Origin of the sequence: Azohydromonas aeria, assembly GCF_009760915.1 — a bacterium.
Classification (GTDB): domain Bacteria; phylum Pseudomonadota; class Gammaproteobacteria; order Burkholderiales; family Burkholderiaceae_C; genus Azohydromonas; species Azohydromonas aeria.
Genome location: NZ_VIDQ01000001.1, coordinates 77,679 through 91,490, shown reverse-complemented (window position 1 = coordinate 91,490; position 13,812 = coordinate 77,679). Strand labels below are relative to the sequence as shown.

The following is a 13,812-nucleotide window of genomic DNA, read 5'->3' as shown; positions in this document are numbered from 1 at the left end:
CGCGTCAATGCAACACCAGCACCGGCAGCTTGCTGCGCGCCATCACGCCCTTGGTGTGCGAGCCGAACAGCAGCTCGCCGAAGGGGCCGCGGCCGTGGGTGACCATGACGATCATGTCGCAGCCGCGCTCGCGCGCGGCCTCGGCGATGGCGGCGTCGATGTGGCTGCTGCGCACGTAGTGGCCCTGGAAGGTGACGCCGGCCTCGATGGCCCGCGCCGCGAAGCGGCCCAGCAGCTTGTGCGCATGCTCGGCCGTGCGCTCCTCGTGCGCGGTGGCGGCACGCTCGTAGTGGGCGGGGTTCATGCCGATGTTGCCCGGCAGCGCCACCGCGGGCTCGGCCACGAAGCCGGCGATCTCCGCGCCCAGCTGCCGGGCCAGCCGGATGCTCTCCTCGATGGCCCGCTCCGACAGCTCGCTGCCGTCCACCGGCACCAGCAGACGTTGGTACATGCGCTTCTCCTGCAATGCTTTGAATGAACCGATCGGTTCACTCTAGGCCGCGCCGCGGCGCCGGCCTTGAGCAGGCTCAAGCCTTGGTGCGACCCGCCGCGGCCGCCGGCCGGAACCGGCAATGCGCCTCGAAATCAGCCCACCGGCCAATGCCCGCCGATCTCGTTGAAGAGCTGCTCGGCGTCGCCCGGGTGGTCCTTGTAGGGCCCGGTGCCGCTGTGCTCGGCCTTGGAAGCCGGCACGAAGCAGCCGCGCTGCACGTCGAAGACGTGCACCTCGCCGTCCTCGATCACGTAGTGCCAGCCGTGCAGCGTGAGCTCGCGCGCCTCGACGCGGCGGCGCACCATCGGGTAGCCCATCAGCCGCTCCAGCTGCAGCACCACCGCGCGCTGCTCGGTGCGGCGCAGCGCCTCGGGGCCGGGCACCACCGGCAGCACCGCCTCGCGCGCCAGGTCGAGCCAGACGTTGAGGTTCTTCGCCTCGGTCGAGACCTCGCCGTACAGCGCCTTCATCGCGCCGCAATGGCTGTGGCCGCACACGACGATGCGCTGCACGCCCAGCTGCAGCACCGCGAACTCGATAGCCGCGGCCGTGCCGTGGTAGCCGGCCGAGCCGTCGTAGGGCGGCACCAGCGCGCCCACGTTGCGCACCAGGAACAGCTCGCCCACGCGCGAGCCGGTCAGCAGGTGCGGCATCAGCCGGGAATCGGAGCAGCCGATGAAGAGCGTGGTCGGGCGCTGGCCGTGGTCCACCAGGTGCTTGAAATGCTGCTCGTACTGCGGGAAGGCATCGGTGCGGAAGCGGCGCAGCCGCTGCAACAGCTCATCGGGCATGGGCAAGGTCTCGTGGGGCACCCGCGGCAGCGCGGGCGACGGAAATCATGGCAGCGGGGTCGCGGACGCCGTCCCGATCCGGACAAACTTCCGCGAGGTGCCGGTGAACAAAAAGCCGACGGGCGGGCACACGCCGGGTGTCGGCGCATGCCCGCCCGTCGGGCGAGGCGGATGCGGCAGGCGGGTCAGCCGGTGAAGATGCGCCGGGCCTGGGCGATCTTCTCGCTCATCGGCGTCTTCATGATGGTCTCCAGCAGCTCGCCGACCTTGAAGGGATGGTGACCTTCGCGCAGCACGCCGACCTGCGGCATGTCGGCCAGGCCGACCTGGCGGGCGTGCTCGACGAAGCCCGGGTTGCGCCAGAAGAAGCCGCCCGGCATCGTGGTGGGGATCACCGCCGCGAAGAACAGCGCCCGGCCCAGCACCGACTGCGCCAGGGCCAGCACCGCCAGCAGCGGCAGCAGCACGAGGGCCGCACCCGGCGCTGCCACCAGGGCCAGCGACAGCGCCAGCGCCGCGGCCAGCAGGCCGTTGCGCAGCGTGTAGGAGTGGCCGTAGGTCGTGGTCTGGATGTAGAACGAGGCCGCGCCCTCGCTCTTCTGGCCGCGCAGGTCGCGGGAATGCGCCAGCACCGCGGCGCCTTCCAGCGCCAAGCCCGTGGCGGCCACGCCGGCCAGCAGGCGCACCAGGCCTTCAGAGGCGAGTCCGAACGGCAAGGCCACCACGCCCAGCAACAAGGCACCCAGCGACAAAGCCGAGGAAATAAAACTGGCGTCGGTGTGCCAGTGGTTCCAGAACGGACGCGCCTTGATGCGGTACAGCTTGATCATGTAGTAGCCGCCGTAGCCGATGCCCAGGCCGCCGATGGCGGCGAACAGCGCGCGCAAGCCACCCTGCAGCGCCGGGTTCAGCTCCGGCACCACGCTGTGCGCCACGGCCAGGGCCAGGTAGCCGCCCAGGCCCATGGTGAACACCGTCACGCCGGCAATTTCCTTGGCCACCGGCGAATACTTCAGGTTGTAGTAGCCACGGTAGAAACGGTGCGGACGGCCCAGGTGCATGTTCAGCTTGAACATGCCGAACATCAGCAGCCCGAACATCGCGAACAAACTCGACAGCCACGCCGCGCCGCCCTGCAGCGCGCCCAGCGGGCTGAAAATCGCCGCGCCCGCGGTCAGCAGCGCGAAGGCGCCGGCCGCCAGTTGGGCGCTGAGCGTGAAGGCGATGTGCGAATTCTCGTGCGAGCCCAGCAGCTTCTTCAGGTTCCAGTGGCGCTCGAAACCGTTCTTCGGATCGAGCACGGGCACGTAATCGCCCTTGTCATCCTTGCGGTGGAACTTGATGGGCACGCTGTCCACGCGGTGCATGTCGCGCGCCAGGGTGCGCGTCTGCTGGAAGCGGGTATTCGGGTGCGTGATTTCCGGCGAGGGGAAGCCCGGAATTTCCAGCTTGGCCTGGACGCGCCCTTCGGGAATGTCCTCCACCACGCCGAAATCCAGCGCCTTGCCCACGCAGGCGGACACGCAGGCGGGCTTCAAACCCACTTCCAGGCGGTCCACGCACATGTTGCACTTGCTGACCACGCCCTTGGCCTGGTCGAGCTGCGGCGCGTTGTAAGGGCAGACCCAGGTGCAATAACCACAGCCGAAGCAGATGTCCGGGTTCTGCAGCACGGCGCCATATTCCGTGAACTTGGTGTAGGCGCGCGTCGGGCAGCCCTTCAGGCAGACCGGATCATCGCAGTGGTTGCAGGCCAGCGAGATATTCAGGCGCGACACGTTCGGGAAGGTGCCGCCCTCGATGAAGCCGACCGAGCGGAACGCCTGGTGCGCCGGGTTGTCGTTCTTTTCCGAGCAGGCGGTTTCGCAGGCGTGGCAGGCGATGCAGTTGTCGGCGTTGAAGAAAAAGCCGTGCTGCTTGTAGCGGTTCGGGTTGTCGCTGACGAAACTGTCGCCGTTGATGTTCAGGCTCTGGCCGCGGCGCGGGTCGCCTTCGGGCACGGTCTCGATCGCCTTGCCCCACTGGTTGTGGATGGGCCCGGAGCCGCCGGACAGGCAAGCGTATTCGGGCTCGATTTCTCTGCGTTGGTACATGATTCAACCTCGCGTCAAGTCTGAACCAGTCAGAACTGGCGCATTTCCTTGCTCAGCAGCGCGGCTTCGCGCTGGTCGGCGATTTTCTCGATGCGTACCGCCGCCTGCTTGAAGGCGGGCTGGCGCGAATACGGGTCGAGCAGCGCAATGGTCAGGCGGTTCGCGCAGTCGTGGAAATGGAAGGGCACGAACAGCGCATCCGGGGCCACGCGCTGCGTCAATTCGGCCATCACCACCGCGTCGGCGCGGCGCGAAATCAGTCGCACGTATTCGCCGCGCCGGATGCCCAATTTGGCCGCCGTGTCCGGATTCAGCTCGACGAACGGAATCGGGCTGAACTTGTTGTTGTTGCCGACCTTGCCGGTCTTGGTGCGGGTATGCCAGTGCTCGACCAGCCGCCCGGTATTGAGCCAGTACGGATACTGCTCGTCCGGCGACTCGTAATTCACCACGAAGGGCAGCGGAATCAGCTTGGCCTTGCCGTCCGGGTAGCGGAAGGTGGCGTCCTCGGTGTAGAGGCGCTTGCCGCCGCGCAGCGGCTCCTCGCCCCGGGCGCGCTGCTCGGCGGTGTAGGGCCACTGCACGCCGCGGTGCTTGAGCAGCAGCTCGTGGTCCATGCCGGTGATGTCGCAGAAGCGGCCCTTCGACAGCTCGCGCATCTCCAGGAAAATATCCGAGGCGTACTCCGGGAATTTCACCCGTCCGCCCTCGTTGAATTTCTCCGCCACGCGGTTGAAGATCCACAGGTCGGGCTTGGCCTCGCCCGGCGGCACGGCCACCGGCGTCACGATGTTCACGCGCCGCTCGGTATTCGTCATCACGCCGCACTTCTCGGCCCAGGTGCCGGCCGGCAGATACAGGTGAGCATATTCATTGCTCGCCGTGTCCTGGTAGCAGTCCTGCACGACGCAGAATTCCAGCTGCTCCATGGCCTTGCGCACGCGCACGGTATTGGGCAGCGAGCTCATCGGGTTCGTGGCGATGATCCACAGGCCCTTGATCTTCCCGGTCTCCATGACCTTGAAAATGTCGGTCTGCTTCAATCCCAACTGCTTGGGGAAGAACTCGGGATCGACGTTCCAGAACTTGCCGATTTCCTCGCGGTGCTCGGCATTTTCCAGGAAGCGGTGGTTGGGCAGGCCCGAGGCCGAGGACCATTCCCGCGTGCCCATGGCATTGCACTGGCCGGTGATGGACAGCGGCGTGCCGCCCGGCTTGCCGACGTTGCCGGTGATCAGCGCGAGATTGTTGATGCCCACCACGCCGTCGGAACCATGGGTGGACTGGTTGATGCCCATGGTCCAGATTTGCATCGCGGCCGGCGCCCTGGCAAACAGCCGGGCCACGACGCGAATCGTTTCCTCGTCGATGCCGCAAATCTTCGAGGCCGTGGTCGGGTCCCATTTCGCGACCTCGGCGCGCAATTCGTCGATGCCGTTGCAGTTGGCCTCGATATAGCGCTTGTCCTCCAGGCCTTCCTTGAAGATCACGTGCATCAGCGCGTTCTGCAGCACCACGTCGGTGCCCGGCGTCAGCGGCAGGTGAATGTCGGCCATCTGCGCCAGCATGGTGACGCGCGGGTCCACCACGATCATCGGGAAGCGCCGCTTTTCCTGCGCGTCCTTCAGGCGGTAATAAATGATCGGGTGCTGCTCGGGCAAATTCGAGCCCCAGGCGATCAGGCAGTCGGTGTGCGAGAAATCCTCGTAGCTGCCCGGCGGGCCGTCGGAGCCGAAGGAGCGCTTGTAGCCCGACACCGCCGAGGCCATGCACAGCGTGGTGTTGCCGTCGTAATTGTTGGTGCCGAGCAGGCCGCGGGTGAGCTTGCCGAGGGTGTAGAACTCCTCGGTGAGCAGCTGGCCGGTGGAAATCACCGCCACCGAATCCCGGCCGTATTGGGCCTGGATGCGGCGGAACTCGTCACGCATTTTCGTCGTGGCCGAATCCCAATCGGTGGCCTGCCACGCGTCCTGCCAATGCTTGCGCACCAGCGGCTTCAGGCCGCGGCCGGCGGAGTCGAAAATCTCGTGCTCGGCCAGGCCCTTCAGGCACAGCTTGCCGCGGTTCACGTCGGCATCGGCCACGCCGCGCGAGGCGACGGGCTTGCCTTCGGCATTCAGGCCGACTTCGATGGAGCAGCCGGTCGAGCAATAGCCGCAAACGGCGTATTTCCAATCCACCACGCCCTTGTCGGCGAGCTTGATCGGGTTCTTCTGGGTTCTTCCAAACAACATTTGAATATTCCTTGCCAGACCGGGACTGCTGCCTTCGTGTGCCGCTGCTGCTTCAGCAGGGCATGGGCGCGTTGCGGCGGCTGTAGAACCACCAGGTCACGGCCACGCACAGCACGTAGTAGCCGACGAAGCACATCAGCGCCGCCTCGGGGCCGCCGGTGAGGCTGATGGAGGTGCCGTAGCTCTTGGGGATGAAGAAGCCGCCGTAGGCGCCGATGGCCGCGGTGAAGCCCAGGGTGGCGGCACCTTCGGTGTTGCCTTCCTTGGTGGCGCGGGCCATGGCCACGGCGTCCTTGCGGTCCACGCCCTTGAGGGCCTGGTTCAGGAAGATCACCGGGATCATGCGGAAGGTCGAGCCGTTGCCGATGCCGGTGGTCATGAACAGCACCATGAACATGGCGAAGAAGCCGGCGAAGTTGCCGCCCTGCCCGCCCGTGGGCAGGAACTGCAGCACGCCCACCACGGCCAGCGCCATGACGACGAAGTTCCAGAAGGTCACGCGCGCGCCGCCGAGCTTGTCGGCCAGCCAGCCGCCCAGGGGGCGGATCAGCGCGCCCACCAGCGGGCCCATCCAGGCGTAGGCCAGCGGGTTCACGCCCGGGAACTGGCTCTTGATCAGCAGCGGGAAGCCCGCGGCATAGCCGATGAAGGAGCCGAAGCAGCCGAGGTACAGGATGCACATCAGCCAGTTGTGCTTGCGGCGGAAGATCGCGGCCTGGGTGGCGAAGGAGGCCTTGGCGTCGGCGATGTCGTTCATGCCGAACCAGGCGCCCAGCGCGGCCAGCGCGATGAACGGCACCCAGATGAAGGCGGCGTTCTGCGCCCACACGGTGGAGGCGGTGCCGTTCTTGATCAGGCTCTGGGCCTCGCCGCCGATGGCGCCGAACAGGCCGATGGCGATGACCAGCGGCGACAGGAACTGCACCACCGACACGCCCAGGTTGCCCAGGCCGGCGTTGATGCCCAGCGCCGTGCCCTTCTTCTCCTTCGGGAAGAAGAAGCTGATGTTGGCCATGGAGGAGCTGAAGTTGCCCCCGCCCAGGCCGCACAGCAGCGCCAGGGCCAGCATGGTCGGGTAGCCGGTGGTGTTGTCCTGCACGGCGAAGCCGATGCCCAGCGCCGGGATCAGCAGCGAGGCGGTGGAGATCGCCGTCCAGCGCCGGCCGCCGAAGACCGGGACCATGAAGGAATAGAAGATGCGCAGCGTCGCGCCCGAGAGCGCGGGCGCCGCGGCCAGCCAGAACAGCTGGTTCGTGGAGTACTGGAAGCCCAGGCCGGGCAGGCTCACGGCGACCACGCTCCAGACCTGCCAGATGGCGAAGGCCAGGAACAGCGCGGGCACGGACAGCCACAGGTTGCGGCGCGCAACGGCCTCGCCTTCGCGGGCCCAGAAGCCCTTGTCCTCGGGCGTCCAGTGGGTGAGCAGCCGGCCCTGCCGCGCACGGGGCGCGAGGGCGGCGGTGGAGGAAGAAGTGGTCATGTGCGGTTCTCCGCGGGTGACGGGCGTAGGGGGGGCCGGCCCGCGCGCTTTTCGGCGCGCGGGGGGCGGATGTGTCAGGGGGTTATCGAGTGGGGCGTTGGGGCGTCAGGCGGCCTCGGGGCCCATCACGCGGCGCTGGCGCACTTCGGTGAAGTACATCCAGATCAGCGAGACCCAGACCACGCCGTAGAGCAGCATGAAGGCGCTGGAGCGCACGCCGGTGAGGTCCATGAGCGCGCCGAACAGGATCGGCAGCAGGAACCCGCCCAGGCCGCCGGCCAGGCCGACGATGCCGCTGATGGCGCCGATGTTCTTGGGGTAGTCGTCGGCGATGTACTTGAAGACGCTGGCCTTGCCGAAGGCCCAGGCCACGCCCAGGATCGCCATCAGCCCGGTGAAGGTGTAGACGTTGAGGCCGATGTGGAAGGTGGCCGGGCCGTTGACGGTCAGGACCGTGAAGTCGGTCTGCGGGTAGGACAGCAGGAACAGGCAGATCCAGCTCACCCACATCACCCACCAGGTGACCGAGTGGGCGCCGTACTTGTCCGAGAGCCAGCCGCCGATGGCGCGCAGCACGCCGCCGGGCAGCGAGAAGCAGGCGGCCAGCAGCGCGGCGACGCGGATGTCGAGGCCGTACTCGCCGACGTAGTACTGCACCATCCACAGCGACAGCCCGACGTAGCCGCCGAACACGATGCTGTAGTACTGGCAGTACTTGAGCACCTTGGGGTCCTTGAGCGCCTTGAGCTGGTCGGTGAACTTGACGTTGCTCGGCACCAGGTGGGCCGGGTCGGAGTGGCTGAACAGCCAGAACAGGACCACGGTGCCCAGCATCACGGCGGCATAGACCTGCGGCACCAGGGTCCAGCCCGCGGCCACCAGGATCACCGGGGCGACGAACTTGTTGACCGCCGCACCCGAGTTGCCGGCGCCATAGACGCCCATGGCGAAGCCCTGGCGGTTCTTGGGGAACCAGCGCGCGACGTAGGGCGTGCCCACCGAGAACGAGCCGCCGGCCAGGCCGACGAACAGGCCGATGACGATGAAGTGCCAGAACTCGGTGGCATAGGACATCAGGAAGATGGCCGGCACGGTGCAGGCCATCAGGATCGTCATGACGATGCGGCCGCCGAAGCGGTCGGTCCAGATGCCCAGCGGCACGCGCACGAGAGAGCCGGTGAGCACCGGCGTGGCGGTGAGCAGGCCGAACTCGGTGGCGCTGAGGTTGAGCGCCTTCTTGATGGGGATGCCGATGACGCCGAACATCATCCACACCATGAAGCAGACGGTGAAAGCCAGGGTCGAGACCACCAGCACCGACAGCGCCTGACGGCTGCGGCTTGCGGCGGCGGCACCCTGGCTGGGCAAGCGCGCGGCGGTGGTTGAAGTGATTGAGGCCATGTGAGCTCCTCCTTTGGGCTCCTTAGGCCGTGACTTTCGGGTTTTTGCGCAGGGGCGAACATTCGCCGGTTGGGTTGATTTCAAGGAACGGAAGAACTAGCCCACCAAGCGCCGCATCGTTCCAAAGAACTATGCGAGGCAATTCCTTCACGGGCTTTTGTCACGGACGACTGCCGAGCGTGAAATAAGTGGCGAAGCTCATTGTCGATGTCACGGCTCGCTACAAATTGGTGGAAGCCGAGCCTTTTGCCCTCTCATCCGCATAATCAGCCGGCTCAGCCGCAACACCGGCAAACTGCTTCTCAACGAGCGGCTGGCTATTTGAGCGCCGCACCGCAGGCCACTGGAGAAACGCCGTCATGGCCGCGCACGCGGGCATCCATGTTTGCGCCGGCCGCCAGGCCGGCTTTCAATATATTCCACCGTCTTGCCTGACAAGCCAAATCGGATGTCCGCGTTCGCGCCTTCCGGCCGGAGAAAGCCGGAGAAAGCGCCAGCCGGAAGCCGACACGGCGCGCCCTCCGTTCCGTCATTCCGGCGAAAGCCGGAATCCACGAACGCCGCGCTGTTTCGCCAGCCAACGCAGGCACGTGCCAGCACCAGCCATTGCACCGCAACAGCGCGCGTGGATTCCGGCTTTCGCCGGAATGACGGGCCGGGGTGCGAGGCATCGCGGCTGACGGGATACCGCTGGACGAGTATTTTTAGACAGCGGTATGCGCAGGCGGGCACCCATATTCGCGCCGTCCGCCAGGCCGGCTTTCAACTGAAAGCTCAATAAACCCGCCGTCCTGCCGGACGGCCAAAATTGGATGCCCGCGTCCGCGGGCATGACGGCGTTGTTGGCTTCGGCCGGCACGATGGTGCGCCATCGTCGGAATAATGAATTGACGGGGCGGTTTCCAATCCGCCTGCACCCTTCCCTTCATCGCCACTTTCACCTCTGAATTCAGCGGGTTTACCAGCAGGCGATTCGTCCTGCCCGGGGCAGTACAAAGCTCCTATGGAAGCTGCGGACTGCCGTGTTTAGCGTCGGCATCTCCCTCACTGCCGGCGCAAGCCCGCTACGCCATGACTTACGTTTACTCCGACGTGGACGAACTCAAAAGTAAACCGAAGGTGGGTACGCACCAGTGCGTGGCACTGCTTCAACATTTCGCCAAACTCCCCCACACGTCTTTTTGGAAAGAGGGCAAGTCCGTCATGGAGGCAACAACATCACCAAGGGGACGGCAATAGCAACTTTTGTTGACGGCAAGTACCAGAGCCTGTCCACCGGCAACCACGCGGCCTTTTTTATTTCAAAGGACGCCAACGGCATCACCATCATGGATCAATGGTTCGGCAGCAAAAAGAAAACCATTTTCAGCCGGCATATTCCACGCAAAGGCAAGCTGCAATCAGGCAGGTTTGCAGACCCCAGCAACAGCGCCGACGCCTACTCCATCATCGAATGAACCATGCGCATTTTCAGCTATTGCGCCGCATTGACCATGCTCGTGGCTTCCCAACCAGGCAGAGCCGATGTCCGCATCGAGTGTCCAACCCGAATATTCATGGACTCGGGGCAAGTGGCTTTGAAAGACCTTCCAACCGGCTTCGTGGTCAGCACACCAAAATCGTCGTTCCTGTTGTACAGCATGACGGTTTACAACGGTCCGCCCGAGAAAAAATCCTCCATGGCGCCCAATCTGGACGTGAGAAGCCGTGATTCCGGATGGAAATTCGAAGGCGATTTTCCCGAAGGCAAATGGATTTCCTGCGATTATGCGGAGGGGCTCATAAGACTGGCCAAGCGGCTTGACGAGCCCACTGAACAATGCCGAGGCATTTTGGAGCAGAAGGGAAACCCCAAACTACCTCATGGCGTGTTTCGCTGCCGATAACTCGATACTGCCGGCTTGAGTCTTGCCTCGTCAAACATGGAGTCTGGGAAAGTGGCGGACAGCGACACGCCGCCCAATTTCCGCTCCGCCATCACCCAAGGGCTCAATGCCTATGTCGGGCCGCCCGAGAACGAAAAGGCGATCAAGGCCCGGCAAAGCCGCGGCGCCAGGATGAGTTCGAAGCGCTGGACCTTCAGCGGCAGTTTCGGCGAGGGCAAATGGCTCGCTTGCGGGGATGACGGAGTAATGAGAACCCTACCCAGGCCGCGGATTTGGCCCGCAAGCAGGCCTCCTGCCCGCGCGTTGATAAGCGCTTCTGCCGGGCCTGAGCCAAAGAGGAATCACGGTATCGGCGGCCAACCAGCCGGCCGCAAGCTTCTTCCTGTGGAATGCGGTGCGGTGCGGCACGGCGCTTGTCCCCCCACATCCCTCCCCCTCCCCCGGTACAAACCTCACGCCGCGCGCGGGACCTTCTTCCCATGGACGGCGGCGGCCCTGCAAAGCACCCTGAAGGCACCCAACTTCCGCCCTTCCGGGCGCAAAGCAGTCCCGCCGTGAACCACATCTACGTTCCCGCCATCGACCCCGGCCAGTGGGCCGGCTTCCTCACCGCGCCGGCCAGGCAGTGGCGCAGCGGCTACTCGGCCCACGCCCTGGCCCACGCCTGGCAGCTGGCCGACGGCTTCCCGCCCGAGGTCGAGGCGGTGCTCGCCGCCAGCGGCCGCTTCCCCGACGTCGAGCTGCTGCTGGCCCTTCCCGAGCATGCCGTGGCGCTGCCCGGCGGCACGCGGCCGTCACAGAGCGACGTCTGGGCCCTGGCACGCAGCGGCGAGCACCTGGTCTCCATCGCGGTCGAGGGCAAGGTCAGCGAATCCTTCGGGCCCACGGTGCAGGAGTGGTTCGCCGGCCACTCGCCGGGCAAGGTCACGCGGCTGGCCTACCTGCAGGCCGAGCTGGGGCTCGAAGCCGTGCCGGTGGGCACCATCCGCTACCAGCTGCTGCACCGCGCCGTCTCGGCCATCGTCGAGGCGCGGCGCTTCTGCGCGACGCAGGCGCTGATGCTGGTGCACTCCTTCAGCCCGGACCAGGTCGGCTTTTGCGACTTCATGGACTTCGTGCGGCTGCTGGGCGCGGAGCCGCGCATCAACCGCATCGTGCCCATCGGCCAGCGCGGCGGCGTGGAGCTGCTGCTGGGCTGGGTCACGGGGCAGTCGGGGCGGCGCGGATGGTGACGCCCCAAACGCAACGCTTGAGCGGCGTCAATAGCCGGATGCGCCTGCCCGGCCGGGCAAGTCGTCCTATGGCGGGCGCGGCCCGCCGCCCCCTATAACGGCGCCTCGCAGTCGCAGTCGCAGTCGCAGTCGCAGTCGCAGTCGCAGTCGCAGTCGCAGTCAGTCTTCCACCCGGCGCCGTGCCGGCCTTCCCGTCGCAGCCCGGGAGGCCGCCGCGCCCAAGCTTTCCGACCGACGCCATGCCAGCCACGCCCGCCGAGCACCTGAGCGACCTGATCGCACGCATCGCCCTGTATCCCGGCGGACCGATGCTCGGCCGCGCCGCCGTGGCCGCGTGCCTGGCGCTGGCCGCCGCCGGCGCCTCGCTGGAGTGGCTCGACACCGTGGCGCTGCCTGCGTGGCAACGGATCGTCGAGCCGCCGCCCAACGTGGCCGGCCCTCCCGTCCCGGCGGCGGTGGAGGCGGTGCCGGTGGCCACGCCGGCCGCCGCGGCGGCCGAATCCCGCCGCGGCAGCTCCTCGGTGCGCGTGCTCTCCACCCACGTCCTGGCCGACGCCGCGGGCGAGGCCACGTTGACGCTGCAGCTGCGCCGCGGCGCCGAAGCGCAGGTGCAGCTGCGCGTGGAAGGCGCCGAGATCGAGGCCGCCGACGGGCCGGTGCGCCTGTCCGCCCCCGGCGCGGCCGCGGCCGAGCTGCTGGGCAGCGGCACCGTGCGGCTGTCGCTGCAGGACCTGCGTCCGGCGCGCGCGCTGCGCCTGCGCCTGGTGGACGCGCACGGCCAGGCCCTGGACGCCGCCGGCACCGCCGCGGGCGTGGAGCTCGCCGTGCTGGCCCCTCCCGCGGCCGCGGCGCCGCTGACGGTGGCGCTGGCGCGCTAGCGCCCCGGGCCGCCTGCGCAGCAGTTCACGCCGGCGCGCTCCGCGTGCGCCGCCGCCACACGCGCCGCGCCGGGATGCGCATTGCTGCCTGGGCGGCGGCGCCGGCTTGCGCGACAAAGCCGGGACACCGCCGCCTCCACGATCTCCCGACCCACGGCCGCCGCGCCCCGACCGCCATGCCCGTCTACTGCGTCTCCTACGACCTGACCAAGCTCGGCCAGAACTACGCCCCGCTGCACGAGGAGCTGCGCAGCTCGGGCACCTGGTGGCACCACCTCGGCACCACGTGGCTGGTGCAGACCGCCGAGGCCGCCGACGAGCTCTCGGCACGGCTGCGCAAGTCGCTGCACGACGACGACAGCCTGCTCGTCATCAAGGTCACGCGCGACTACGCCGGCTGGCTGCCCAAGAAAGCCTGGGAGTGGATCGAGCAGCACCTGTGATACGCAACGGACTTGTTTGCCGAATGGCCTCTTCCCGTTCGCCCTGAGCCTGTCGAAGGGCAGGCGCTCGGAACGCCGCCAAAGGCTTCGACAAGCTCAGTCCGAACGGGTTTTTCTGTCCGCTCCGTATGGGGCCGTGAGGCCCGGGCGCCTCAATTCACGCCCCGCTCCGTCGCATACACCGCCGCCTGCACCCGCGAGCTCAAGCCCAGCTTGCGCAGGATGTGCTGCACGTGGATCTTCACCGTGGTCTCGGCGATGTCCAGGGCACGGGCGATCTCCTTGTTGCTGGCGCCGCGCGCGATGTGGGCCAGGATCTCGCGCTCGCGCGGCGACAGCGTCTGGATCGGGTCGGCCGGCGCCGCAGGCGCGGCCGCCGGGGCCGCCGGCGCGGCATGGAGCGACTGGAACGCGGCCACGAGCTTGGCCGTCATCTCCGGGCTGACCACCGACTCGCCGCGCATGCTGCGCACGATGGACGCGGCCAGCGCCTCGCTGTCGATGGTCTTGAGCAGGTAGCCCTGGGCGCCATTGCGCAGCGCCGCGGCCAGGTCGCGCTCGTCCTCGCTGACGGTGAGCATGAGCACGCGCGCGCGCGGCGCGGACTCCTTCAGGCCCTTGAGCGCGTCCACGCCGTTGACGCCGGGCAGGTGGTTGTCGAGCAGGATCAGGTCGGGCTGCAGCGCCTGCGCGTGGCGCTGCGCCTCGCCGGCGTCCGCCGCCTCGGCCACCACGTCGAAGCGCGCATCGGCGGCCAGCAGCGCGATCAGGCCGCGGCGAAACAGCGTGTGGTCGTCCACCACCAGCAGCCGGATCGGCACCGGCCCGGCGCCACCGCCGCCGTCAGCGCCTGAAAGGGATTGCATCGTCGTCATGGGCGC

At 67.2% G+C, this 13,812-nt stretch carries 11 protein-coding genes and 1 pseudogene; 5 read left to right on the top strand and 7 right to left on the bottom strand.

Annotation, left to right across the window (positions count from 1 at the left end):
- Positions 1-4 precede the first annotated feature (4 nt).
- The 6 genes from FJ694_RS00455 to FJ694_RS00430 all read right to left on the bottom strand — a co-directional run bounded on the left by FJ694_RS00455 (position 5) and on the right by FJ694_RS00430 (position 8,492).
- Entirely contained in the window at positions 5-451 is a 447-nt protein-coding gene (locus tag FJ694_RS00455; protein ID WP_157263456.1) for a universal stress protein, read from the bottom strand.
- Between the two features lie 134 nt (positions 452-585).
- Positions 586-1,284, bottom strand: a complete 699-nt coding sequence (locus FJ694_RS00450) for a carbonic anhydrase (RefSeq protein ID WP_157263455.1) — start codon at positions 1,282-1,284, stop codon at positions 586-588.
- Positions 1,285-1,469: 185 nt separating this feature from the next.
- Positions 1,470-3,377: a DmsC/YnfH family molybdoenzyme membrane anchor subunit gene (locus FJ694_RS00445; protein WP_157263454.1), complete on the bottom strand. Its 1,908-nt coding sequence runs from the start codon at positions 3,375-3,377 to the stop codon at positions 1,470-1,472.
- Positions 3,378-3,406: 29 nt separating this feature from the next.
- Positions 3,407-5,611: a molybdopterin oxidoreductase family protein gene (locus FJ694_RS00440; RefSeq protein ID WP_157263453.1), complete on the bottom strand. Its 2,205-nt coding sequence runs from the start codon at positions 5,609-5,611 to the stop codon at positions 3,407-3,409.
- A 52-nt stretch (positions 5,612-5,663) separates the two neighbouring features.
- A complete protein-coding gene (locus FJ694_RS00435; RefSeq protein ID WP_157263452.1) occupies positions 5,664-7,091 on the bottom strand; it encodes a NarK family nitrate/nitrite MFS transporter in 1,428 nt (475 codons plus the stop codon).
- A 105-nt stretch (positions 7,092-7,196) separates the two neighbouring features.
- Positions 7,197-8,492, bottom strand: coding sequence for an MFS transporter (locus FJ694_RS00430; protein WP_232539823.1), 1,296 nt, complete (start codon positions 8,490-8,492; stop codon positions 7,197-7,199).
- A gap of 1,071 nt (positions 8,493-9,563) precedes the next feature.
- Between FJ694_RS00430 and FJ694_RS00425 the strand changes: the two are divergent.
- The 5 genes and pseudogenes from FJ694_RS00425 (at position 9,564) to FJ694_RS00405 (ending at position 12,931) form a co-directional block, all read left to right on the top strand.
- Positions 9,564-9,949 (top strand): annotated as a pseudogene (locus FJ694_RS00425) (BPSL0067 family protein).
- A 3-nt stretch (positions 9,950-9,952) separates the two neighbouring features.
- Entirely contained in the window at positions 9,953-10,378 is a 426-nt protein-coding gene (locus tag FJ694_RS00420; protein ID WP_157263451.1) for an STY0301 family protein, read from the top strand.
- Positions 10,379-10,932: 554 nt separating this feature from the next.
- Positions 10,933-11,610, top strand: a complete 678-nt coding sequence (locus FJ694_RS00415; protein WP_157263450.1) for a DUF6946 family protein — start codon at positions 10,933-10,935, stop codon at positions 11,608-11,610.
- Positions 11,611-11,849: 239 nt separating this feature from the next.
- The gene (locus tag FJ694_RS00410) at positions 11,850-12,488 is read left to right on the top strand and encodes a hypothetical protein (RefSeq protein ID WP_157263449.1); all 639 of its coding nucleotides are present in this window, start codon (positions 11,850-11,852) and stop codon (positions 12,486-12,488) included.
- 176 nt (positions 12,489-12,664) lie between these two features.
- Entirely contained in the window at positions 12,665-12,931 is a 267-nt protein-coding gene (locus FJ694_RS00405) for a hypothetical protein (RefSeq protein ID WP_157263448.1), read from the top strand.
- A 152-nt stretch (positions 12,932-13,083) separates the two neighbouring features.
- Here FJ694_RS00405 and FJ694_RS00400 read toward each other — a convergent pair whose 3' ends face one another.
- Positions 13,084-13,806 carry a response regulator gene (locus FJ694_RS00400; protein WP_232539821.1) on the bottom strand — a complete coding sequence of 241 codons (723 nt, stop codon included), beginning with the start codon at positions 13,804-13,806 and terminating at the stop codon, positions 13,084-13,086.
- Positions 13,807-13,812 lie beyond the last annotated feature (6 nt).

What these genes read in the sequence shown, in the direction of transcription:
- FJ694_RS00410 (WP_157263449.1), top strand. Translation starts at nt 11,850, where the DNA reads ATGCCAGCCACGCCCGCCGAGCACCTGAGCGACCTGATCGCACGCATC.
- FJ694_RS00440 (WP_157263453.1), bottom strand. Translation starts at nt 5,611, where the DNA reads ATGTTGTTTGGAAGAACCCAGAAGAACCCGATCAAGCTCGCCGACAAG.
- FJ694_RS00450 (WP_157263455.1), bottom strand. Translation starts at nt 1,284, where the DNA reads ATGCCCGATGAGCTGTTGCAGCGGCTGCGCCGCTTCCGCACCGATGCC.
- FJ694_RS00455 (WP_157263456.1), bottom strand. Translation starts at nt 451, where the DNA reads ATGTACCAACGTCTGCTGGTGCCGGTGGACGGCAGCGAGCTGTCGGAG.
- FJ694_RS00430 (WP_232539823.1), bottom strand. Translation starts at nt 8,492, where the DNA reads ATGGCCTCAATCACTTCAACCACCGCCGCGCGCTTGCCCAGCCAGGGT.
- FJ694_RS00405 (WP_157263448.1), top strand. Translation starts at nt 12,665, where the DNA reads ATGCCCGTCTACTGCGTCTCCTACGACCTGACCAAGCTCGGCCAGAAC.
- FJ694_RS00420 (WP_157263451.1), top strand. Translation starts at nt 9,953, where the DNA reads ATGCGCATTTTCAGCTATTGCGCCGCATTGACCATGCTCGTGGCTTCC.
- FJ694_RS00445 (WP_157263454.1), bottom strand. Translation starts at nt 3,377, where the DNA reads ATGTACCAACGCAGAGAAATCGAGCCCGAATACGCTTGCCTGTCCGGC.
- FJ694_RS00400 (WP_232539821.1), bottom strand. Translation starts at nt 13,806, where the DNA reads ATGACGACGATGCAATCCCTTTCAGGCGCTGACGGCGGCGGTGGCGCC.
- FJ694_RS00435 (WP_157263452.1), bottom strand. Translation starts at nt 7,091, where the DNA reads ATGACCACTTCTTCCTCCACCGCCGCCCTCGCGCCCCGTGCGCGGCAG.